We start from the raw sequence: 23,592 nt of genomic DNA, 5'->3' as shown, positions 1-23,592 counted from the left end.
GAGGCTAAAACAGCAGTACCTAGCTCACTTCTCAATTCAAATCCTTCGTGATGCAATCGAATTGGAGCAAAGTAGTCGCTTTTGTTTCATCCTATATTTGTCTTCATTTATTAATTACCAAGTAATTGGTATTCTTGGTCCATTTTTTGCTTTTTCTCGTCTGCGCTGATATTTAGTACAAAAGCGACAGCGATAGAAATAATCAGTACACTATTTCCTCCTTGACTTAAGAAAGGAAACGTTACTCCTGTTAAAGGAATTACACCTGTAATACCACCTAAATTGATAAAAACCTGTAACAGTAACATTGAGCCAATACCGATACACATCAATGAGTTAAATGGTTTTTTAGAGCGCACCCCAACTAAAATAATCCGAGCAATCATAAACATTAAAATTGCTAGTATCATAAGTGATACCAATAAGCCTAACTCTTCAATCGTAATAGCAAAGATAAAATCTGAATGAGCCTCAGGTAAAAAACCTTTTTTCTGAATGCTATTTCCTAAGCCTTTTCCGAACCAACCACCATTATTAATAGCGAAATAAGAATTTGCTAACTGATGTCCTGCATTCCGTTCGTCTTTAAACGGGTTTAAAAAAATTGCAAAACGTTGATACACATATTGATACCGATCTGGAATAAAACTTCCTCCAGTTAAAAGCAAGGTTTGAATCACAGCGATACTACCTATAATGCCAACACCACCAACAAGATATGTGTACATATAATTAACACCGCTGGCAAGCACCATGATAATCACCAATAAAGTCAAAATTGCCGCATTACCTAAATCGGGTTGAATCGCTACAAGGAAAATTAAAAAACCAACCAAAAGCATTGGTCTAAAAACAGCTTTTTTAAATTCTTTGTCGATATATTTCTGTCTTCGACCTAAAATATAAGCTAGGTACCAGATGACCATAATTTTAAGGTATTCGGCTGGTTGCATTGAAAATGACCCAATCTGAATCCAACCTTTAGCACCATTGATCTCAGCCCCTAACTTTGTAAAACGAACAGCTAGAAGTAATACGGATATAACTACAATCGCAAACATAATGAAGCCTTTAATTTGAAAAACAGTAGTTTTCATTTTATAAATAAAAAACATTGCGACCAAACTTAAAAGCCAAAATTGTAATTGCGTGACAACCATTCCAGTTGGCGGTTCTCCTTTGGATACTAGTAAAGAGGATGTTGAACTGTAAACCATAATCAAGCCTATCGCACTAAGGACTAAGTACGGGATCAAAATACTATAATCTAACAGATGCCTCTTTTTTATCTTGTTTGGCAAAGTTTAACCCTCCTTGCCAATCTCTTTTTTTTCTTGTGTTTCCTCATAAACGTCACTATATAATTGGTTAAGTTCTTTTTCCAAATCACTTAGCAATTGATGTCCTTCTTTTGAACTTAAAATACCTAATCGAATGGCATAAGTCACTTGACGAGAGAAACCATACATTTGTGTATCTACGACTTCCTCAAAGGCTTTACATTGGGAAATACATAGGCTATTTTTTTGATTACGGATCAACATCATGATCCTTTGTGCATCATCGTTCAACAGCTGAACGGCAAAATCTTTTGAAATGGATTCCATTGCACTAAAACCTCCCATCTTAATTATGTAATTATAGCATAATTTGTCCATTTATTAACAGAAATTTCCTGAAAATCCCGTGTTTAACAATTTTTTTAATTTTTATGAAACAGAAATAAATGGAAATCTCATTATTCTTACAGATTATAGGGAAAATTAATCAAAGAAATAAGTTGTTTATTATAGATAGCAATAACTAAATTCTATCATTTGATGGATTGAAGCACGACACAAATAGTATCTCAAAGCGTTATTTTTATAACTAGTATTTTTCTTTTATTTCAATTTAAACCATAAACAATTGCGTAATAAATTACATAAAACCAACTTAATGCACCATGAAACACAGCCCAAATAATACTGTGCCAATTCACATACGAAATAACTAAAGCTAATGCACATCCAAATGAAATTCCTGCTTTGGCACTTTCTTTCATAATTGCTCCTCCTAAAATTAATGACTTATTTTATAAAATAATAGTTTAGATTATGATGAAAACCACGTTAGTTAAATGGGATACTTCTTTTTTATTGATTCGTTTAACAAATACATAATTCTATTATTAATAGTAACAGAATCTATTTTAAGAAGCTATCAAAGCAATTAGAAGAGAGGCGTTGTTCTAAAAAAAGACCCTTAAAAGTTAGAATTTTAACTCTTTCTTTAAGGGTCTTTACTATTTAACTTTTTTTTACCTTAGAATTGTTTTATTTTTTTAAATCAACAACCATTCTACCTTTGATTTTGCCTTGTTCCATTTCTTCAAAGATGTCATTGACTTCATGTAGACAACGTGTTTCTACAACTGGCACTACTTTACCTTCTGCACCAAATTGGAATGCTTCTTCTAAATCTTTACGTGTTCCAACTAATGAACCTACGATTTGAATCCCATCCAATACAGTTTTAACGATTGCTAAATCCATTGTTTCAGGCGGTAATCCAACTGCAACGACTTTCCCAGCAGCTCTTACAGAATCAACCGCTTGGTTAAAGGCAACTTTTGAAACAGCCGTAACAACTGCCGCGTGAGCACCGCCGACTTTCTCTTGAATCCACGCTCCTGCATCGCCATCTGTTAGTGGGTTGCAAACCAAATCAGCGCCTAATTCTTTAGCAAATTCTAACTTATCATCATTGATATCAACGGCAATTACTTTAGCATTAAATACATTTTTAGCATATTGAATCGCTAAATTACCTAATCCACCGATTCCGTAGATAGCAACCCATTGTCCTGGTTTTACATCTGACACTTTGATTGCTTTATAACAAGTAACACCCGCACATGAAATACTGCTGGCCTGAGCTGGATCTAATCCTTCTGGTACTTTAACAGCGTAGTCAGCTTTAACGATACATTGTTCAGCCATCGCACCATCTACTGAAAATCCAGCATTTTTCACTTGACGACAGAAAGTTTCACGGCCTGTAATACAATATTCACACGTTCCGCATCCTTCAAAGAACCAAGCAATACTTACACGATCTCCTACTTTAACACTTTCAACGCCAGGAGCAATTTCTCTAACGATCCCGATTCCTTCATGACCGATTACTCGTCCTGGCACTTCACCAAAATCACCATGAGCCACATGTAAGTCAGTATGACAAACACCACAATATTCAACATCCACTAAAGCTTCCCCAGCTTCAAGTGGTCTAAGACTTACTTCCTTGATTTCTACTTTTCCATTATTTTCTTTCGTTACAACAGCTGCTTTCATTCTATCACTCCTGTATTTTATATTATATGGTAACAATTATATTTTACCATGTATGAAATCGTTTTAACAGTCTTTTTGAGAATAATTTCACAATACGAGAAAATTTGTTTAACATACATAAAAAAGAGTGAAAATGAATCATTTTGCATGATTCATTCTCACTCTTTTTAAAGCTATAATTAAAAGTTTAGATTGCTGTTGTTGCGCCACGGTATACAATACCACGACGAGGATCAACAGTGATTAATTCATCGTTAGCAATCAAGTTTGTTGCATCAGCTGCACCAACGATTACAGGAATATCTTTCGCAATTGCAACAACTGCTGCATGAGAAGTTAATCCACCTTCTTCAACAACCAAAGCAATTGCTTTGTCGATTGCAGGCATATAATCTTTGTCAGTTGTTTTAACAACTAGAATCGAACCTTCTACTGCATTTGCTACTGCTTCTTCAGCTGTATTTGCTACAACTGCTTTAGCAATAACTGATGATTCACCGATCCCTTGACCTTGTACTAATTTTGATCCGATCATTTGGATCTTCATTAAGTTGGTTGTACCTTTCTCGCCTACAGGTACCCCCGCTGTAATGATGATCAAATCACCTTCACTTGCAAATCCTTCTTCTTGAGAAATGTGTGTTGCTAAGTTGAACATTTCATCAGTGCTTGATGGTTTGTCAGCAACAGTTGCATAAACTCCCCAAGATAATGATAAGCTACGAGCTTTTTGTTCTGAGAAAGTGATCGCAACGATATGAGATTTTGGACGATATTTAGAAATCATGCGAGCAGTGTGGCCTGATTCAGTTGCTGCAACGATAGTTTGGATACCCAAGTTACGTGCAGTGTGACCAACTGATTGTCCAATTGCTTCAGCCATATCTGTTTTGCTGTAAAGTTTCAAGGCAAATGAATCTTGGTTAATCAATGCTTCTTCAGTACGAACTGCGATACGAGCCATTGTTTGAACAGCTTCTAATGGGTAATCCCCCGCAGCTGTTTCACCAGAAAGCATTACTGCATCTGTTCCGTCATAGATTGCATTGGCAACGTCATTTGCTTCCGCACGTGTTGGACGTGGGTTACGTTGCATAGAATCTAACATTTGAGTTGCCGTAATAACTGGTTTGCCTAAAGCGTTACATTTTTTGATCAATTCTTTTTGAACAACTGGAACGTCTTCTGTTGGAATTTCAACACCCATGTCACCACGAGCAACCATCAAGCCATCAGAAACTTTTAGGATTTCGTCAATGTTATCGATACCTTCTTGGTTTTCGATTTTAGGAATAATTTGGATATGGGTTGCGTTTTCTTCTTCTAAAATTTTAGTAATTTCTAAAACGTCAGTTGCACGGCGAACGAAACTTGCTGCGATAAAATCAACACCTTGTTCGATACCAAAACGGATATCAGCAGCATCTTTATCAGTGATACCAGGAAGATTTACAGAAACTCCAGGTACGTTAACACCTTTTTTATTTTTTAGAACGCCTTCGTTTTTAACAAGGGTAACGATTTCGTTTGCAGCACGGTCGATATCAGTTACTTCTAAATCGATTAATCCATCATCTAAAAGAATATGAGAACCAACATTTACATCGTTGATCAATTCTGGATAAGTGATTGAGAATTTTTCGTTAGTCCCTAAAACTTCCGTCATAGAAAGACGTACTGAATCACCAGTTCTTAAAGTGATTGCGCCATTTTCCATTTCGTTCGTACGGATTTCAGGACCTTTTGTATCAAGTAAGATTGCTACACGTTTTCCTGTAATTTTTGCAGCCTCACGAATATTTTTGATGCGGTTACCATGTTCTTCAAAGTCACCATGTGAGAAGTTCAAACGGCAAACATTCATTCCTGCATTCATTAAGTTGACTAGCATATCTACAGTTTCACTAGCTGGTCCGATCGTACATACGATTTTCGTTTTTTTCATTACCAAACGCTCCTATTCCATTTTTGTTTATACGTTGTGAAGATTATCTATTTTCCTCAAGCGATGCTTAAGACAGCTCAAATTTTAAGCTCATCCTTAGAAAGAAATCTCTTGATTTAAATCATAAAGTGATAAGTCGGGTTTATGTTTGTGGTTTTCCAATGTGTCAACGATATCCGCTGAAACAACTTGGTTATCAAGCATACCAATACATTGTCCGCCTTTGCCTGCTTTTAATAATTCGACAGCATATGATCCAAACTTACTTGCTAATACACGATCACGAGCACTTGGTGAGCCACCACGGACAACGTGTCCTAAAATAGATACACGTGTGTGGAAATCGCCATGTTCAGAAAGTTGGTCAGCAAATTCGTTACCGCCCATAACACCTTCAGCTAAAATGATCAAGCAATGTTTTTTACCACGATCGCGGCCTTCTCTAATGCGCTGAGCAACATTGACCATATCAAAATCATGCTCTGGAATGATGATTTCATCAGCGCCACCTGCTACGCCTGACCAAAGAGCGATATCGCCTGCGCCACGTCCCATTACCTCAATAACGAATGTACGTACGTGTGAAGTTGCAGTATCACGAATACGGTCAATCGATTCTAATACTGTGTTGATCGCTGTATCAAAACCAATCGTAAAATCAGTCCCTGGGATGTCATTATCGATCGTTCCTGGAATACCAACAGCTGGGAATCCACGTTTAGTAAGAGCCATCGCCCCATGATAAGAACCGTCTCCACCGATAACAACTAGTCCTTCGATGCCGAATTTTTTTAATTGTTCGATCCCTTTTAATTGTCCTTCTTCTGTTGCGAATTCTGGATAACGAGCAGAGTATAAAAATGTTCCACCACGTTGAATCTTGTCACCAACATCAGCAATGTCTAAACGACGGATGTCTCCTGCCACTAAACCTGCAAAACCGTAGTTGATCCCATAAACTTCGATTCCGTCAAAAATACCTTTACGTACTACTGCACGAATTGCAGCGTTCATTCCTGGGGCGTCTCCCCCACTGGTTAAAATACCGATACGTTTCATTCGTTCTTTCACCTCATATAATATACTTTTAAGCTGTAACAAATTTTGTTACAGTTATTCATTACTCAAAAATATTACGTCACTCATTTTACCATTAATAGTGCAAAATGTCTTGGTTTAAGAAGAAATAATTGAAAAAAGATGAAAACAATTAGTATTTTTTACCGTAAATCATTTGAAAACAACATTTTGACCACCTAAGATCGCCTCTAATTGTTCTTTTGCATCTACTGTATCCGTTACCCAATTCTCTTCTCCTAAGACTAATTTCTTCCCATTTTTTTCAAAATAAATGATTACCGGCGTATTGCCTTTGTATTTTTGAATGACTTCGTGAATGCTTTGCAGAACCTCTTTTTGATCTTTCGCTTCAATAATTTTTAAATAACAAGTTGTTGCACTAATACTATTTTCAATTTCACTAGCTTTTTCAATCTGGTTTACCAATAATTGAAGTTCTTGATTATAGTTACTTTTTTCTATTTTACCTTCTACGAAATAAACTTGATTTTTTTCAACATTTTGACGAAGGGTTCTGAAAACTGTAGGAAAAAGTGTCAAAGATATTGCCCCAGTCAAGTCATCACCTTCTACAAAAGCCATTTGTTCGCCTTTTTTTGTACGAATCACTCGGATATCTTTTACATAAATCAATAGGCGCGCCGTTTGATTTTCCACTACGTCGCTGACTAACATCACTTGTTTGGCCAAACGAGTTTTTTTGAATTCCTCAGTAGGATGACCTGATAAATAAACACCTAGAAATTGTTCTTCTTGTTCTAATTTCTCTTCTAAAGTGTAATCGGCTACTTCTACTTCTTTCAATTTCAGCGTATCTTCTAAAAGATTCATACTGCCCCCGCTATAGATAATATTTTGAATTTCACTATCTAAGCTGACAGCTAATTGACGGCGATTTGATTGTAATTCATCAAAGGCACCAATGGCGATTAGAGGTTGAATATTTTCAGCTTTTAGCCACTTTCGGTCGATACGCAATAGAAATTGGTCAAAAGATTTAAACGGTCCACGTTCTTTACGTTCCTCTATGATATTTTGGATAAAATCTCTACGTATCCCTTTTAACGAGCTAAAACCAAACGTTATTTGATCATCATTGTTTAGGTAAAAGCTGTATTGACTAGTATTGATGGAGGGTTGGATGATCGCCATTTTATTTTTACGTGCTTCGCCGATATATTCTTTGATTTTAGTCGGATTATGTCGTACAGAATGGAGAATTGCTGCATAAAATGCCCCTGGAAAATGTACTTTTAAGTAGGCCATTTGAAAGCCTATAAAAGAATAAGCAAACGCATGAGATCGATTAAATCCATAGTTAGCAAATCGCTCGATATAATCATAAATAGTCGTTGCAACTTCTTCACTATGACCTTGTTTCATTGCGCCTTCAACAAAGTGCTTGCGTTCTTCATCCAGTACATCTTTTTTCTTTTTACTTACTGCACGTCGTAAAATATCTGCTTGCCCTAGACTAAATCCTGCCATCGTAGAAGCCACTTGAATGATTTGTTCCTGATACACAATAACACCATAAGTATTTTTTAAAATCGGCTCTAAAACAGGATCTGGGTAATCAATTGGTTCTATCCCTTTTTTTCTGCGAATAAACAGGTCGATATTTTGCATTGGACCTGGTCGGTATAAAGCATTAACAGCCGCAATATCTTCAATACTTGATGGTCCAAGTTTTCGTAAAACATTTCTGATACCTGCTGACTCAAACTGAAAAACGCCACTTGTTTCCCCTCGTCTAAACAAGGATAATGTCAATTCATCATCTAAAGGAATTTGATTTAAGATCACTTCTTTTTTGTAGACGCGTTTAATCGACTTGATCGTATCATCAATGATCGATAGATTTCTCAATCCTAAGAAATCCATCTTTAGTAGTCCTATCTTCTCAACATCATTCATTGTAAATTGCGTCAGGAAAATATCATTTGAACCCGGTTGTAATGGGACGACATCTAAAAGATCCAAGTCACTGATCACCACGCCAGCTGCATGAGTTGAGACATGACGAGGTAACCCTTCTAAACGAACAGCTGTATCATATAACAAGCGGTTTATCTCAGATGAATTTACTAATTCGACAAGATTTTTTGAATCAGCATATGCTGTTTTCAAGGTCATTTTTAGTGCACTAGGTACGGCATTAGACCAGCGATTTGATTCACTTTGAGATAAACCGAACACTCTAGCAACATCTCTTAAAACCATTTTTGCTGCCATTGTACCAAAAGTAGCGATTTGTGCCATATGATAATGTCCATATTTTTCACGAACATATTGCAGCACTTCTTCACGCCGATTATCAGGAATATCTAAGTCTATATCGGGCATAGAATGCCTTTCTGGATTTAAAAATCGTTCAAAGAGTAAGTCGTATTTGATTGGATCGACATCTGTGATCGACAAAACATATGACACTAAAGAACCCGCAGCAGAACCACGACCTGCACCTGTTACGATTTTTCTATCATGAGCAAAGGCCATTACATCCCATACAATCAAGAAGTAATCATCAAATCCCATCGTATGAATAATATCAAGTTCTTTTACTAACCGTTCTTCATATTCAACTGAAACATTCGAGATGCGTTCAGGTAGTTTCTTCAAGCATAACTCTTTTAAAAATTCTCCTGCTTGTTTCCCCTCTGGAATCGGATAATGCGGTAGTAAACGTTGATGTAACGGAATCTCCAAAATACAAGAATCAGCAAGCTTTTCTGCATTTTGGACAGCTTGTTCATTCACCTTTATGAGTAATTGTTCTGCTGCATCTGTCTGATTTCTTAAATAAAAGGGGCCTTCAATCTTTGTTTCCTCGGCATTTAACGTCATCTGTTGGCCTTCATCAATGTGCGCTAATACTTTCAACGCAAAGCCGTCTTCTCGGTTTAAATAACGAGTTTCCTGCAAAGCAAGGAGCGGCTGATTTTTTGCTTCATAAAACTTAAAAAGTGCTGGATCAGTTTCCGGATTACATGTAAATGAGGCACCTGCAAAAAAAGACGACGGGTCAAATAATTGCACTAGCTGATCTAAACTTTCAGAGGCCTCCACTTCATTTCTTTTTAAAGCAAAAGAAACTTCTCCTTTGTCAGAGGGCATAACAGCAAACAAATGCGTTAAATGTTCTTTAATTGCATCTAAATAAAAAATTCTTTCGCTATTCATTTTCGCAGTGGAAATCCGCATCAAGTTTTGGTAGCCTTCTATATCTTTTGCATAGAGTAACAATTGAGCCGATTGTTCGGACTTTTTTGGGGTGTAATCTAACGTCAAACCAATGATTGGTTTAATTGCTTCCTTTTTACAGACTTCAAAAAATTCGATTGCCCCGTGAAGTACATTTATATCCGTAATTCCTAACGTCGTATAACCTAATTTTTTTGCTTGTTGCACTAATTCTTGAATACGAATAGTACTGGAGAGTAATGAATAGGAAGTAATTGTATATAATTGTGGAAAGGGCATAGGACATCTCCTTTTACATGTGATGGTTTTAAATCAAAAATGTAACTTTCATTTTCTTTACATTTACAAAAATTGTGCTAAACTATAGCTAGAAAAGAGGTGCAATCCATGCGTTACATTCTTGTATTGTTGTGGTCCTTTTTACTAGGACAAGTGGTCGGCTATATCGGTGGTGCCTTAAACGGCGGAACCTATGATTTTATGCTGACAACGATTATGTCATTGACTACCGGCGTGATTATCTTATTGATTGGTCAATTCGCATTACCAAAAAAAGAAACCACTAAAAGTGCTCAATAACTCTGAAGTTGCTATCTTAAGCTGATTTTTCAAAACAGCTTTTGAACTGACCATCTATTAGTTGAAAATCATGATTATAAAAAAACCAGTTACTACAAACATTGTAACTGGTTTTTTTATGTTTTCAACTGTTTATAGCCTTTTATTTAAAATTTTTCGGAAATTGAACAAAGATAGGCAAATATTTCCCAGTACAAAACAGGCTGTTACAATAAATACCGCGCTGTACCCCATACCGTGAGCCACCGTCGAACCGATCATCGGACCTAAGACTTGTCCAAAATTACTAAACATTTGATTATAACTATAGACACGACTAACACCTTCTGAGGGCGTGATTTTGCTGATTAAGGTGTTGATCGACGGCATCAAAGCTCCAGTTGAAAATCCTAAGAAAAAGCGCAATAATCCTAGTTGAAAAGGAGTTTTAACAAATGCCATAGGAATATAACAAATCATTGATAAAAACAACCCTGCTAACAAAACCTTATGATTGCCAATCTTGTCCCCTAGTTTCCCTAAAACTGGCGAAGAAATCACCGCTGATACACCTGCAACAGAAACAATTAAACCACTAATGAATAAAATATTGCCAGTATCATGACTCAATGAACGAATATATAACGTTAAAATAGGGCTAATACTCGTAACGCCAATTTGTAAAATCAACGTTGTAATGAATAATCCAATCAAAATAGACACATGGTCCATCTTTGAAAAAATTTCTTTTGTACTTAACAAATTTTTCTTTTCAACTGGTTGGAAGTCTTCTTTCACCATAAAAATCGTTAATATTGTCGTAATCAACAATACAATTCCAGTGATAATAAAAACATTTTCCATCCCAAACCATTGAGCCAACGCCCCTCCGATAGATGGCCCAATCAAGTTTCCAGCAATAGCACCTGTGGAAAGCGTTCCTAATGCCCATCCACTTTTTTCTTTTGGGGCTTGAGACGCGATCATGGCGGTTGCATTTGGAATATATCCAGACAATATACCGTTAAAAAAGCGCATGATCAAGAGCCAATAAACATTTGGTACAAATGCTAACGACCCCATCGTAATTGTCATTCCAGCTGCTGCCCGGATCATCATGAGCTTTCGCCCTTTTCTATCCGCTAAATTACCCCAAATAGGTGCTACGATCGCAGCGGCAAATGCCGTAACAGATATGGCAAGTCCAGAAAACAACGCAACCTGACTCTTTGGTGTTCCTAGCTGCTCAACATAGACGGGGATAAAGGGCATCACTAAACTAATACTTGCACCAGTAAAAAAACAGCCTAACCAGGCAACCATTAAATTTTTTTTCCAATCAATTTTCATTTTAAAGCACACCTCACAAGTTCTTCACTATTAACTATACTCCAAATTTTCAAATCTCTCAAAAAATTTTTACGCAAGCACATAAAAAGCTTAACTATCTAAATGACAGCTAAGCTTTATCAATAATAGTGGCTTACAAAATCGCCAAAATAATGAAATTCAGGATAAACAGCGCGTTAACGACCCAAAGAATTGGTGAAATTTCTCTGAATTTCCCTTTTGCAAATTTAACAATTGCATAAAAAATGAAGCCTGCTGCAATCCCATAAGAAATGCTATAACATAATCCCATAAAAATAGAAGCGAAAAATGCAGGAATTGCTTCTTCTAAATTTGTCCATTCAATATCTTTAAATGAAGCAAGCATCATCACACCCACTAAAATCAGCGCAGGTGCAGTTGCTTGTGCTGGAACAATTGCAATCAGTGGTGAAAATAGACTGCTTAATGCGAACAAGGCAGCAACCACAACTGACGTTAAACCAGTCCGTCCACCAGCTCCAATACCTGCAGCACTTTCAACATAGGTCGTAGTGTTAGATGTTCCAAAAACAGCACCGATTGATGTTGCAATTGCATCTGCAAACAAAGCTTTATCCATTTTTGTAGAAAAACCTTTACTATCTTCCAATGCTAACTCATCTTCTTTAGAAAATATTCCTGTACGGCGTCCTGTTCCAATAAAAGTACCGATCGTATCAAATGTGTCTGACAAGCTAAACGCAATAATCGTCATCAAAACTTGAGGGATTTTTGAGGCATCACTGAATAACGACTGCATACCGTCAGCACCAAAAGCCGCACCAAAAGTCGTCCCTAATTCACCGATAGAATTTCCTAAAGAATTCGCTTGCCAGTCAATCGCTGACAAATCAACGACACCTAGTGGAATCGCAATGATCGTTGTGGCTACGATACCAATCAAAATAGCACCTCGAACATTTAACACGACTAAAACCGTGGTTAAAACTAATCCAATCACAGCTAATATAATTTCTGGATTATTAAAATTTCCCAAAGCAGGAACGATACTATTGCCATTAACAACACCCTTAGTAGGTTCAGCTTGTACTGTAAAATCCAATAATTTTGCATTTTTGATACCTACATATGCAACAAAAATTCCAATACCGCCGCCAATTGCATGCTGCATGCTTTCTGGTATAGCTTTGATGATCAACTTTCGTATTTTTGTGACAGTAATCAAGACATTGATTAGTCCACAGATAAATACCATTGCTAATGCTTGTTGCCAGGTATACCCTAAGCCAAAAACCACAGTAAAGGTGAAAAACGCATTTAATCCCATGCCTGGTGCTTGAGCATAAGGGACATTTGCAAATAGTCCCATGATCAAAGTTCCTATAATCGATGCAATAATCGTTGCTAAAAATACTGCTTGAAATGGCATTCCCGTTTGAGATAAAATCGACGGATTTACGAATAAAATATAGCTCATCGCAAAAAATGTCGTTACCCCTGCCACCATTTCAGTTGAGATCGTTGTTTTGTTTTCCTTTAATTTGAAAAACTTTTCCATGAAATTGTCTCGCTCCCTTTTTACCAAAAAATTTTATCAGGATGATTCAGTTTGCTCGTCGAAATAACTATTTAGAGAGCCAACTGTCTGTAAATAATAAGTGCATGTTCCTGTTTCCTGATGAATACTTTTAAAGTATAAGACAGCCATTTCTTCTTTTCAACAAAATATTAACTTTCACACTGTTTTTTCTTTTTAATGTTCGTGTTTCAGGAACAACTAATTGTTTCTTCTACTCATTACTCGATGTTAATAAAAAACTTTACAGTTACTGAATGAAAATCATAACTGTAAAGTTTCTTTATTCTATAGAATTTTTCGTTTCAATATAACAACAACACAGGTACTGATTGCCATAGTTCCAGCTAAAATTGCATGACTAGAGTGTTGTTCACCAGTTTTCGGTAATTCTTTTTTAGCTCCTGTCTCAGGAAGTTCTTTAGTATTCGACGTTATCAAGATTGCTTCTTTTCTAGCTAGAATTTCTATTGGAAATGCCATTTTATTTTTCTCTTCATCCAATACAAGAGCAGTCAATTGCTTCTTCTCGATAAGTTTTAATGACGTAACATCGATTTTAATACGCCCTTCCGAATCAGCATGTCCAGCTAAATCAGCATCTGGAAGTTCTGTTGTTCTTGCATTTGTTTGAGGAAATTCACCATCATAGAGTAAAATCGTTGCATTTGGTAGTGTAACACCTCTCAAAAGTTCGTCATCTTCATACAAAGGATCAAAAATGGTCGCTTTTTTGATTTTGTCCTCTGCTTCTTTTGAGTCCGGTGCTCCCGGGTCTATTGGCGAACTCGGATCAATTAGTTTTTTACGGTTTTCAATGGATGCTTCAATCAGCTCTCCGGATGCTTCTTTACTTTCAATATACCCAACAAATGTCTCTGTATCGGGTTTAATCGCATTAACTAACTTCCCTCCGGTAAACCCAGAAAAGCCATCGCCTCCGCCAAATAAAAAGTCATTGATTACGACGAGATATGTTTGACCTGTCTGAATCGGAGTACCGTCTTTTTTATACATATCTTGGACTTTAAAGGGTTGATTTTTATCTTTAGTTGCTACATAAGTATAGGATAATCCAGAAATTTGTAAGAAGTAACGTCCTTCTTCATCGTATTGCTCATTTAGTACTTGTTCAACTTGCGCGCCAGTCATTTCGACTACTTGCATGATATTCCCAAAAGGTTGCACTGCTTGAGCCGCCCCCCACGTAATATCACGATTTTCTCCAACAGCTAAATCAGCACGAATACCACCATTGTTTGTCATAGCAAAATCAGCATCAATTCCTTGAGCCTTAGCCATCGCAACTTGACCATCAGTGATCAGATTACCAAGCGGTGATTCTTTCGACTCATTGACTTCCCGAGTGATTGCCCCATTCTCTTTAGCTGTTCCAATTTTCTTATTCGTAACTTCTGCTACACGTTTTTCAGCATCTTTTACGGTTGTTTCCACTTTTTCATCAAGCTTAGGAGCATCCTTTACACCTGGATCTACTGGTAAAACCTTTGCTTTAGGAACATCGACAAAATCTTTTGTTTCAGGATCAAGTGTTCCTTGTAAGTCGATATAGCCTTTTCCTTGAGCCGTTGACTGAACTACTCTTGTTTTGTTGACTACCCCATTTGTATATTGGTGGTTGTGCGCTGCAAAAAATGCATCTACGCTATTTTCAGGATAGATTTCAGCGACTTTATTCATAATTTCTCCAGCTTCACCGTTCACTTTATTCTCTTTGCTAGTAGCAGGAACATGGGCTAACACAACGATTGCTTTCACTTTTTCTTTCTCTTGTAGTATATTAGAATAATAGGCAATCGTTTCAGCTTCATTTAAAAAGTCATACGCTTCATAATGTTCCTTTAAAACTAAATTAGGAATTTCAGTTGTAACAACGCCGATAAAACCAACTTTTACTTTATTATTTTCTGTTCCCACTTCTTTGATCGTATAAGGTTTCCAACCAAAAGGGATTTCTTCTGTTCCTTTTTTAACGACATTTCCGATTACAAGCTCCGTTTTCGATGCCTCTCTTGGATAATCCATTAAAATCCCATACGGATCATTTTTTGGCTTTTCACCAATCATGATTCGGTTAAACTCTTGTAAACCTTCATCAAATTCGTGATTTCCTAAGGTTCCCACAGAAAAATTCATTTGATTCAACACTTTAATCGTCGGCTCATCTTGAAGCAGACCTGAACTTGCTGGACTTGCTCCAACCATATCACCAGCTTGAACACGTATTGTTTGCGCACCTTTGTTAGCGGTTTCAAACCGCTTTTGCGCACGATTCAAATAGCTTGCTAAAAGTGAGGCTGTCCCAGCGTTTGCTGTTTTATTGCCTTCGTCATCAAAAAAAGATCCTGTTGTATTCAAAGCACCATGAAAATCATTGATGCCCAAAATTTGAAAGGGGATCTTCTCTTCTTGTGATTGTTGCTCCACTAACTGATTGCTATTTTCTATATCATTGACCGTTTGTCCATCAGCAAGCTTGCTAGTTCCAACGACACTACCACTGATTCCCCCAATAGTAAATAAAACAGTCAACAAAGAGCTTTGCCACTTTTTCATGTTGATAACTCCTCTTCAATTATTTCCAAACATACTTAGTTAAAGAGTAACAATTTCCTCACACGCTGTCAACACTACATCTCACCTTCATCAACCAATCTCAATCCTTTCAATCCAAAAATAGCCGCCAATAAAAGGAACTGCATCCCTGTAAATAAAAGGATAAATAAGACTTTGTTCACTGAGCAATTAAAAAAAATAATTTGTAGTGTCTGGATAGGTTTAGTAAGTAAATGAACACTATGTAAACGATCAAATCGCCCAACAAAAATAGCCAAACTGGATAATACATTCACAATCATAATAAACAAAAACCCTTGCCATTTCTTATTCAAAATATTTCTTTGAAAACATTCATTAAGCGTTGTAAATACTGTTGCCATCCCTAAAAGACCATATACACAGATTCCAACCGTCAATAAACTAAAAGAAAACCATGCAGACAATGACTGGCCGAAAATTTGATTCATCCCCTGATAAATAGATAAATTCTCTAAATGAAAAAAGTCTGTGAACAGATACGGTGCATTGGGATAGAATAATAACCATAATATTCCTAATAGAAGAAACAATTGATTGTTCACTTTCTTATAATGAAAACTAAGTTCAAGTGGAATATAACCTAACAAGACATTCAATGCCATAAAATGATAATTTCTAGCAACAAATAGCATATAGAAGCAATACACTACCGTTGCTATTCGTATTGACCAACGATACATTTGAACCAAACTTTTCACCGTCCTTTTTTATCTAGTGTATCATAAAGAAAATTTTTTCTAAAATTTTCTTGAAAACTTGTCATTCTACCATTTTATGCTAGACTAAGTTATAGAAAAATTTCCGGGAGGAATGATTTTGAAAAAATTAATTGCAATCGACTTAGATGGAACAACTTTAAATGGACAGTCACTAATTAGTGAAACAACTGAAAAAGCATTAAAAAATGCTATGAAACATGGTCACTATGTCAGTATCGTTACAGGACGTCCCTATCGAATGAGCGGTCAGTTTTATCGCCAATTAGATTTAGCAACGCCAATGGTCAATTTTAATGGCGCTCTTGTTCACATGCCTGAAAAACAATGGGCAGATGAAAAGGAAACAGGAATCCAACGAGACTTAGTTTTTGATATTTTAGCGCAAAAAAAAGCGCTGAACCTTGATTTTGTCGCTGCTGAAAATAAAGAGACATTTTATATCGATAGTTTAGATTACTTTGATTCAGCATTCTTTGCCTCAGAAGCTACACCAAGTAATCTTTTAACTGCTAAAAATTTGATTACGGATCCTACTTCTATGATGGTTCGAACTTCAAAAGATCAAGCAGCTTTCGTTTCAGACTCGTTAATGAAGCAATACGGAGATTATGTAGACGTTAGGACTTGGGGCGGCCCAACACCTATTTTAGAAATCGTCTCCAAAGGGATACAAAAAGCCAAAGGCGTGGAACAAGTCGCTAAATATCTAGATGTGAAACGTTCGGATATCATCGCGTTTGGTGATGAACATAACGATGAAGAAATGCTGGATTATGTTGGCTGGGGAGTTGCTATGAAAAATGCGACTGACAAAATCAAAGCTGTCGCAAATGATGTTACTGAAAAAACCAATGATGAAGATGGCTTAGCTGATTATTTAGAACAATATTTAGAGTTAAATAAGCAATAAATTTAATGACTGGAACACAACCCATACGGCTTTGTGTTCTAGTCATTTTGATTTTTCCCCTTTGACAAAATCAAAAGCTCTTGCTAAAATAAGAACATACGTTCGATTTTTTTAGGAATGAGGGATTAGATTGGATTTGTCTAGAAAAATAGAGATTCTTGCTGAATCAGCAAAATATGATGTTTCATGTTCCAGTAGCGGTGTTATGAATAATACACGACAAGGAGCTATCGGCAGCACATCCGCAGCTGGAATCTGTCATTCCTTCACCAGTGATGGTCGTTGTGTATCTCTTTTAAAATTATTATTTACAAATGCTTGTATTTTCGATTGTCATTATTGCATCAACAGAAAATCTAATTCGATTCCTCGAGCTACATTTACACCACAGGAAGTTGCAGATTTAACGATGGATTTTTATATGCGCAATTATATTGAAGGGCTTTTTCTAAGCTCTGCTATTATAAAAAACGTTGATTACACAAGCGAACTATTGATCAAAACATTAAAAATTTTACGTTATGAAAAAGGCTTCAAAGGCTATATCCATGTTAAAGCCATTCCTGGAGCAGATGAAAATTTGATTGAGGAGTTAGGTTTTTTAGCCGATCGAATGAGTGTCAATGTCGAACTGCCTTCCAGAGAAAGTCTTAAACTATTAGCTCCTGATAAAGATCCATTTGCTTTATACAAGCCAATGAAACAAATCACACATAAGAAAAAAGAATTGTCACAAGTTCCTACTTTACGAAAACCTGCTTCTTTTGTTCCAGCTGGTCAATCTACTCAAATGATCGTCGGAGCTTCTCCAGAAAGTGATCACTCAATCGTAAAGATTGCTGAAAATCTTTATAAACAATATGAATTAAAGAGAGTCTATTACTCTGCTTATATCCCTGTAAATAAAGATTCTTTATTACCTGCAATCACAACTGAGCCACCATTATTAAGAGAGCATCGCTTGTATCAAGCAGATTGGTTGTTGCGATTTTATCATTTTTCCGCTGATGAAATCTTGTCCGAAAATAAGCCTAATTTCAATTTATATCTCGATCCTAAAGCCAATTGGGCTGTTCAAAATTATGATCAGTTTCCAATTGATGTTCAAACGGCTTCTTATGAGCAGTTATTACGAATTCCTGGGATTGGTCCTAAAAGTGCCCTTAATATTCTAAAGGCTAGAAAATATTATCGATTACACCTCTCTGATTTGAAAAAATTGGGCGTAGTAATCAAGCGAGCCCAATATTTTATCAGTTGTAACGGTGCTTGTCAGCCTGGACTAGTCAATGATCCGGAATGGATCATCTCGTCTCTAATTTCATCGCGCCAATACGAGACTTTAAAAAAAGTAAACAGCCAGTCACGACAAGAACAGTTATCGTTATTTGATGTTGAACGTTTTGAAACAAATAAACGAAAGGAATCCCGTTATGCAAATTGAAGAAACCGACGAAATTTGGGAATATGATGGCAGTTTTTATGGATTTCTGACAATAGTCTACCAAGCATTTTCAAAAAAAACATTTCCTGAAATCATCTTAACCCCAAAAACTGCTGTAGAAAGCTTGTTTGTTAGTTCTTGGATCAATACAGATGAATCTTTAGCTCAAAAAATGTATGAAAGACTGACCAAACGATTGAGAAAAGAAAATGTTCAGTTTATTATTGATGGATTTTATTGCTCATTAAAAGAAAAAGACCGGTGTTTGTTAGATGCTATTCAAATCGCATTAGAGTCAAAAGACTTATTGACAAACCATTTGGGACATCCTTCAATTTTAGCATTGGAAAAATCTTTAAAAGCGTTGTTTGGTGAAGTTCATTTATTTAAAGGGTTTGTTCGATTTGAATACATAGGAACTTTACTTTATAGTTCTATTGCACCTAAACATTTTTCATTGCCATACTTATGCCCTCACTTCGCTCAAAGATATCCGCAAGAAACCATCATGATCTACGATGAAACACATCGATTACTTGGTATTATTAAACAAGGACATATACGTTTTATTGAAAACAGCAATCCGCCACCATTTAGTACTAGAGAATCTGAACAAGATATTCAGGAAAATTGGCGTACCTTTCTCCAAGCAGTCACTATTCAAGAACGTAAAAATGAGCGAACTCAATTGTCCCATTTACCGAAACGATACCGTGGACATATGGTTGATTTCCAATAATTTTGGACTAAAAAAGATGATGGTACAAACTTTGACAAGCTTTGTACACATCATCTGAAATTAAAGTAAATGATTTAGTCTATTCTAAGATGGATTTTTTTTACAATCAGTTTGTCTGATAAATGAGATTGGTTACTCTGTTCTCCAATCACTTCAGCAAAAATATTCGTCCGGTCTTCTTTTTTTTGTAAATGATAATCGATTTTTCCAGTCTCATTCAATTCATTCATCATTTCACTATAGTCGTCTGATTCAGCTTTTCTAGTAATAAAACCTAATGATACTAAGTGATCATCTAAATTTTTAGTAGACATTAATGAACCAAAAGCAATTTTTTGACGAATTGCCTGGTTTAATTGAGCTATTTTTATGTCTTGACCTTGCCCAGCCTTTTTTTTCTTAATCAATGCTTCATATTGTTCAGCAGACAACATAACGCCGGCAACTTTTTTTCTATTATAAATATAGACACCAGTATTTGTTTCCTTTGCTGTTTCAAAGATTGTCATAGGAGACTGTTTTACATCTGTAATTGAAAATGCTACATCTTGTTTCACTTTATTGTTCATTTGGCAACTCCCTTTCCAAATGATTATATCATACAGATTTTTGGTGTGAAGTGCTTTTTCATTTTTTCACCCCTTAATCAGTATATAGCAGCAAAAATAAACAGAAAACAGTCCCCTACATTATTGCATTGACATAATACGCCTTTCAATTCGTTGCTTTTACTTAATTCCTTTAAAACCAATGTCCTTACGATAAAATGTTCCTTTTGTATCGACAGCTTTCAAAACATCGTAAACTGCTTTTTGTGCTTCTTTTAACGTTTTCCCACTAGACTCGACAAGATAAATACGTCCGCCATTTGAAACAAACTGAGCATTTTCTTCTTTTACACCTGCATAATAAATCTGCCCTGTTTCTAAATCCGAAAAGTCAGGAAGCTGACAGCCTCTTTTATAAAAATTGGGGTAGCCTTCAGCAGCTACAACTACTCCTAAACTGTAGCCATTTTGTTTCCATTTGATTTGGGGCTCTTTGCCTTTTAGTAAATCGTCAATAATTTGGGCAAAATCACTTTCTAAACGCTGCAATACGACTTGTGTTTCTGGGTCCCCAAAGCGGGCATTGAATTCAATGACTTTAGGCCCACTTTCTGTCACAATCAATCCAGCATACAAAACACCTGTAAAAGCTCTACCTTCTTCTACCATTCCTTTGGCTGTCGGTTTTACAATTGTTTCTATTGCCTCTTTGACTATTTCATCTGAAATCTGGGGTACCGGACTATATGCACCCATTCCGCCAGTATTTGGGCCAAGATCATTTTCGTAAACACGTTTATGGTCCTGAGCAATCACCATAGGATAAACTTCTTGACCTCGAACAAAAGCTAGTAAGGAAAATTCTTCTCCAAACAGGAATTCTTCAACAACAACTTTAGCACCACTTGCACCAAACTTGTTTTTTTCAAGCATCTCTTTTAGCGCTTTAATTGCTTCCTCATCAGTTTGTGCAACTACAACACCCTTTCCAGCTGCTAAACCATCTGCTTTGATAACGATTGGTGCACCTTTTTTCATTACATAAGCTTGTGCCTTTGCAAAATCAGAAAATGTTTGATGTTCTGCTGTGGGAACCTGATATTTATTCATAATATCTTTAGCAAAATCTTTAGAGCCTTCAATTTCTGCCGCTGCTTTGACTGGTCCAAATGCTAATAAACCAGCATCTGTAAAGTCATCTATAATGCCATTTAGTAACGGGATCTCGGGTCCTACAAATGTCCAATCAACCCCATTTTCCTGAGCAAATTTAATCAAGGCAGGATGATCATTTTCTGCAATATCTACTAACGTAATCCCGTCATTTTTCATACCTGCATTTCCTTTAGCACAGTAAACAGTTCTAACTTTAGGACTTTGAATCAACTTTTGTGCGATGACGTGTTCTCTGCCTCCGCTTCCAATAACTAAAATAGTTAAACCCATCGAATTCTCCTTTTAATGTCTAAAATGTCTAATGTCGGTAAATATCATCGCTATCCCATATTTGTCAGCCATATCAATCGATTCTTGGTCTTTGATACTTCCACCAGGTTGAACAATTGCTTTAATTCCATTTTTCCCAGCATATTCAACACTATCTCCCATCGGAAAAAATGCATCACTGGCTAAGACCGCACCATTGACTTTTGCTCCTGCTTGTTTGATAGCAATTTCAACAGAACCAACACGATTCATTTGCCCTGCACCAATTCCTAATGTTTGGTGACTATTTGCAACCACAATCGCGTTACTTTTCACATGTTTGACCGTTTTCCAGGAAAATTCTAATGCGTTTAACTCATCTATTGTAGGTCGTCTTTTGGTTACAACATGCCAATTCTCTGATTTTTCTTTAACAATATCTTGATTTTGAATAAGTAATCCGCCTAAAACAGAAACTTTTTCATCTTCTATAGCTTGATCTTTCTGAGAGAAATCTAGCGTCATCAAACGAAGATTTTTTTTAGCGCTTAAAAGGGTGAATGCTTCTACTGAAAAGCTTGGTGCAATAATGATCTCAAGAAATAACTGATGCATTTTCTCTGCAACATCTTTATCAACCTCACGGTTCAAAACAATGATTCCGCCAAAAATAGAGACAGGATCCGCTTCATAAGCATACTGATAGGCTTCATTGATCGTTTCACCAATACCAATTCCACAAGGATTCATATGTTTGACAGCTACAACTGCTGGCTGATCAAATTCTCTAGAAATACGTATAGCCGCATCAGCATCTTTGATATTATTGTAAGATAATTCTTTGCCATGAAGTTGTTTAGCATTAGCAATCGAAAAATCAACTGGAATTGCGTTTTGATAAAAAGCTGCGTTTTGATGACTATTCTCACCATATCGCAAAACTTGTTTTAAATCGTATGTCAAAGTCAAAGACTCGGGTTCCTTCTCACCTACTGCTTCTGTCAAATATTCTGCAATCATAGCATCATATGCTGCAGTGTGCCTAAAAACTTTTGCAGCTAATTTTTGTCTCGTTGCAAAGGTTGTCTCCCCTGTTTTAGAAAGTTCAGCTAATAATTGATCATAATCCATAGGATCAACAACAACCGTCACAAACTGATGATTTTTTGCAGCACTTCTTAACATACTCGGTCCGCCAATATCAATATTTTCAATTGCTTGTTCTTGCGTTGTTTCCTCTTTTAAAATCGTTTCTTTAAACGGGTATAAGTTCACACAAACAAAGTCTATTGGCTGAATACCATTTGCTTCCATCACTTCTACATGACTCATCGCATCCCGACGGCCCAATAAACCACCATGAATTTTAGGATGCAATGTTTTCACACGACCATCCAGCATTTCTGGAAACTCGGTGACCTCTTCGATGGAGATTGTTGGAATCCCTTCTGCTTCAAGTGTAGATTTCGTCCCTCCTGTAGAAATGATTTCTACTCCTAATTCTACCAATCCTTTGGCAAAAGCGATGATTCCTGTTTTATCTGAAACACTGATCAATGCTCTTTTTTTTGTCATGAACGGCTCTCTCCCTGTAGTGTTTTAATAAGTTTCGCTAAGGTACTTGGAAATAGTTTATGCTCAACATTATGGATTTTTTCTTCTAAAGAATCAAGTGTGTCTGTGTCTTCAATCACTACTTTGGCTTGAGCAATGATTGGGCCAGTATCCACACCATCATCTACGTAATGAATCGTTACACCTGTTTCTGATACATTCGCGTAAAAAGCGTCTCGAATCCCAGACAAACCTGGAAACTGCGGCAACAACGATGGATGGATATTGATCATCCGATTTGAAAATACCTCTAATAAAGTCGGTCCGACGATCCTCATATAGCCAGCTAAAACCACCAAATCGATTTGCTCTTCTTCAAGTAAATGAAGGATTTCCGCTTCATACATTGCTTTTGATTCAAAGTCTTTTGGTGAAAATGAAATAACTGGAATCTGCATTGATCTAGCTCGCTGAACGACATAGGCATCTTTTTTATCACAAAATAAGAAAGCAATTTCCGCACTAATTTCCCCCTCTTCGACAGCTTCGGCAATCGCTTGAAAGTTACTACCATACCCTGAGGCAAATATCGCTAATTTCATCC

Annotated in this window: 19 protein-coding genes; 4 read left to right on the top strand and 15 right to left on the bottom strand. The window is 36.5% G+C overall.

The annotated features are described in order from the left end of the window. Nucleotides 1-110: 110 nt before the first annotated feature. The 7 genes from IGJ02_RS07165 to dnaE all read right to left on the bottom strand — a co-directional run bounded on the left by IGJ02_RS07165 (nt 111) and on the right by dnaE (nt 9,843). Nucleotides 111-1,301 carry an FtsW/RodA/SpoVE family cell cycle protein gene (locus IGJ02_RS07165; protein ID WP_010761149.1) on the bottom strand — a complete coding sequence of 397 codons (1,191 nt, stop codon included), beginning with the start codon at nt 1,299-1,301 and terminating at the stop codon, nt 111-113. A 3-nt stretch (nt 1,302-1,304) separates the two neighbouring features. Further along, complete coding sequence (locus IGJ02_RS07160) at nt 1,305-1,607, bottom strand: YlaN family protein (protein WP_010761148.1); 303 nt, start codon at nt 1,605-1,607, stop codon at nt 1,305-1,307. 281 nt (nt 1,608-1,888) lie between these two features. Beyond that, nucleotides 1,889-2,044, bottom strand: coding sequence for a hypothetical protein (locus IGJ02_RS07155; RefSeq protein WP_010761147.1), 156 nt, complete (start codon nt 2,042-2,044; stop codon nt 1,889-1,891). A gap of 271 nt (nt 2,045-2,315) precedes the next feature. Then, complete coding sequence (gene adhP, locus IGJ02_RS07150) at nt 2,316-3,335, bottom strand: alcohol dehydrogenase AdhP (protein WP_430603856.1); 1,020 nt, start codon at nt 3,333-3,335, stop codon at nt 2,316-2,318. Nucleotides 3,336-3,522: 187 nt separating this feature from the next. Next, on the bottom strand, nt 3,523-5,280 hold the full coding sequence (pyk, locus tag IGJ02_RS07145) for a pyruvate kinase (protein ID WP_430603854.1): 1,758 nt from the start codon (nt 5,278-5,280) through the stop codon (nt 3,523-3,525). A 96-nt stretch (nt 5,281-5,376) separates the two neighbouring features. Further along, complete coding sequence (gene pfkA / locus IGJ02_RS07140; protein WP_010761144.1) at nt 5,377-6,339, bottom strand: 6-phosphofructokinase; 963 nt, start codon at nt 6,337-6,339, stop codon at nt 5,377-5,379. Nucleotides 6,340-6,510: 171 nt separating this feature from the next. Next, a complete protein-coding gene (gene dnaE / locus IGJ02_RS07135) occupies nt 6,511-9,843 on the bottom strand; it encodes a DNA polymerase III subunit alpha (RefSeq protein ID WP_430603853.1) in 3,333 nt (1,110 codons plus the stop codon). A 108-nt stretch (nt 9,844-9,951) separates the two neighbouring features. Between dnaE and IGJ02_RS07130 the strand changes: the two genes are divergently transcribed. Next, entirely contained in the window at nt 9,952-10,143 is a 192-nt protein-coding gene (locus IGJ02_RS07130; RefSeq protein ID WP_010761142.1) for a YjzD family protein, read from the top strand. A gap of 132 nt (nt 10,144-10,275) precedes the next feature. On the opposite strand, the gene IGJ02_RS07125 is transcribed toward IGJ02_RS07130, so the two are convergent. The 4 genes from IGJ02_RS07125 to IGJ02_RS07110 form a co-directional block, all read right to left on the bottom strand. Beyond that, nucleotides 10,276-11,472, bottom strand: coding sequence for a multidrug efflux MFS transporter (locus tag IGJ02_RS07125; protein WP_430603850.1), 1,197 nt, complete (start codon nt 11,470-11,472; stop codon nt 10,276-10,278). Between the two features lie 133 nt (nt 11,473-11,605). Continuing rightward, nucleotides 11,606-13,012 carry an NCS2 family permease gene (locus IGJ02_RS07120; RefSeq protein ID WP_430603848.1) on the bottom strand — a complete coding sequence of 469 codons (1,407 nt, stop codon included), beginning with the start codon at nt 13,010-13,012 and terminating at the stop codon, nt 11,606-11,608. A 306-nt stretch (nt 13,013-13,318) separates the two neighbouring features. Beyond that, nucleotides 13,319-15,607 carry a 5'-nucleotidase C-terminal domain-containing protein gene (locus tag IGJ02_RS07115; RefSeq protein ID WP_430603846.1) on the bottom strand — a complete coding sequence of 763 codons (2,289 nt, stop codon included), beginning with the start codon at nt 15,605-15,607 and terminating at the stop codon, nt 13,319-13,321. A 74-nt stretch (nt 15,608-15,681) separates the two neighbouring features. Further along, nucleotides 15,682-16,281: a DUF1361 domain-containing protein gene (locus tag IGJ02_RS07110; protein ID WP_430604082.1), complete on the bottom strand. Its 600-nt coding sequence runs from the start codon at nt 16,279-16,281 to the stop codon at nt 15,682-15,684. A 184-nt stretch (nt 16,282-16,465) separates the two neighbouring features. Here IGJ02_RS07110 and IGJ02_RS07105 point away from each other — a divergent pair, with 184 nt between their 5' ends. From IGJ02_RS07105 to IGJ02_RS07095, 3 genes are all read left to right on the top strand, one after another. Further along, complete coding sequence (locus IGJ02_RS07105) at nt 16,466-17,278, top strand: Cof-type HAD-IIB family hydrolase (protein ID WP_010761137.1); 813 nt, start codon at nt 16,466-16,468, stop codon at nt 17,276-17,278. Nucleotides 17,279-17,408: 130 nt separating this feature from the next. Next, nucleotides 17,409-18,722: a putative DNA modification/repair radical SAM protein gene (locus IGJ02_RS07100; RefSeq protein ID WP_430603845.1), complete on the top strand. Its 1,314-nt coding sequence runs from the start codon at nt 17,409-17,411 to the stop codon at nt 18,720-18,722. Then, the gene (locus IGJ02_RS07095) at nt 18,712-19,461 is read left to right on the top strand and encodes a TIGR03915 family putative DNA repair protein (RefSeq protein WP_010761135.1); all 750 of its coding nucleotides are present in this window, start codon (nt 18,712-18,714) and stop codon (nt 19,459-19,461) included. The genes IGJ02_RS07100 and IGJ02_RS07095 overlap by 11 nt, the downstream gene beginning before the upstream one ends. Nucleotides 19,462-19,535: 74 nt before the next feature. Here IGJ02_RS07095 and IGJ02_RS07090 read toward each other — a convergent pair whose 3' ends face one another. The 4 genes from IGJ02_RS07090 to purN all read right to left on the bottom strand — a co-directional run bounded on the left by IGJ02_RS07090 (nt 19,536) and on the right by purN (nt 23,590). Then, nucleotides 19,536-20,030: a type II toxin-antitoxin system Phd/YefM family antitoxin gene (locus IGJ02_RS07090; protein WP_010761134.1), complete on the bottom strand. Its 495-nt coding sequence runs from the start codon at nt 20,028-20,030 to the stop codon at nt 19,536-19,538. Nucleotides 20,031-20,189: 159 nt separating this feature from the next. After that, nucleotides 20,190-21,455, bottom strand: coding sequence for a phosphoribosylamine--glycine ligase (purD, locus tag IGJ02_RS07085; RefSeq protein ID WP_430603844.1), 1,266 nt, complete (start codon nt 21,453-21,455; stop codon nt 20,190-20,192). A 12-nt stretch (nt 21,456-21,467) separates the two neighbouring features. Further along, nucleotides 21,468-23,009 carry a bifunctional phosphoribosylaminoimidazolecarboxamide formyltransferase/IMP cyclohydrolase gene (gene purH, locus IGJ02_RS07080; RefSeq protein WP_430603842.1) on the bottom strand — a complete coding sequence of 514 codons (1,542 nt, stop codon included), beginning with the start codon at nt 23,007-23,009 and terminating at the stop codon, nt 21,468-21,470. After that, entirely contained in the window at nt 23,006-23,590 is a 585-nt protein-coding gene (purN, locus tag IGJ02_RS07075) for a phosphoribosylglycinamide formyltransferase (RefSeq protein WP_430603841.1), read from the bottom strand. The genes purH and purN overlap by 4 nt, the downstream gene beginning before the upstream one ends. Nucleotides 23,591-23,592 lie beyond the last annotated feature (2 nt).

The organism is Enterococcus sp. DIV0724b, from assembly GCF_050531475.1.
Classification (GTDB): Bacteria; Bacillota; Bacilli; order Lactobacillales; family Enterococcaceae; genus Enterococcus_L; species Enterococcus_L haemoperoxidus.
The sequence above is the reverse complement of the archived record's forward strand: the minus strand, read 5'-3'. Positions and strand labels throughout refer to the sequence as shown.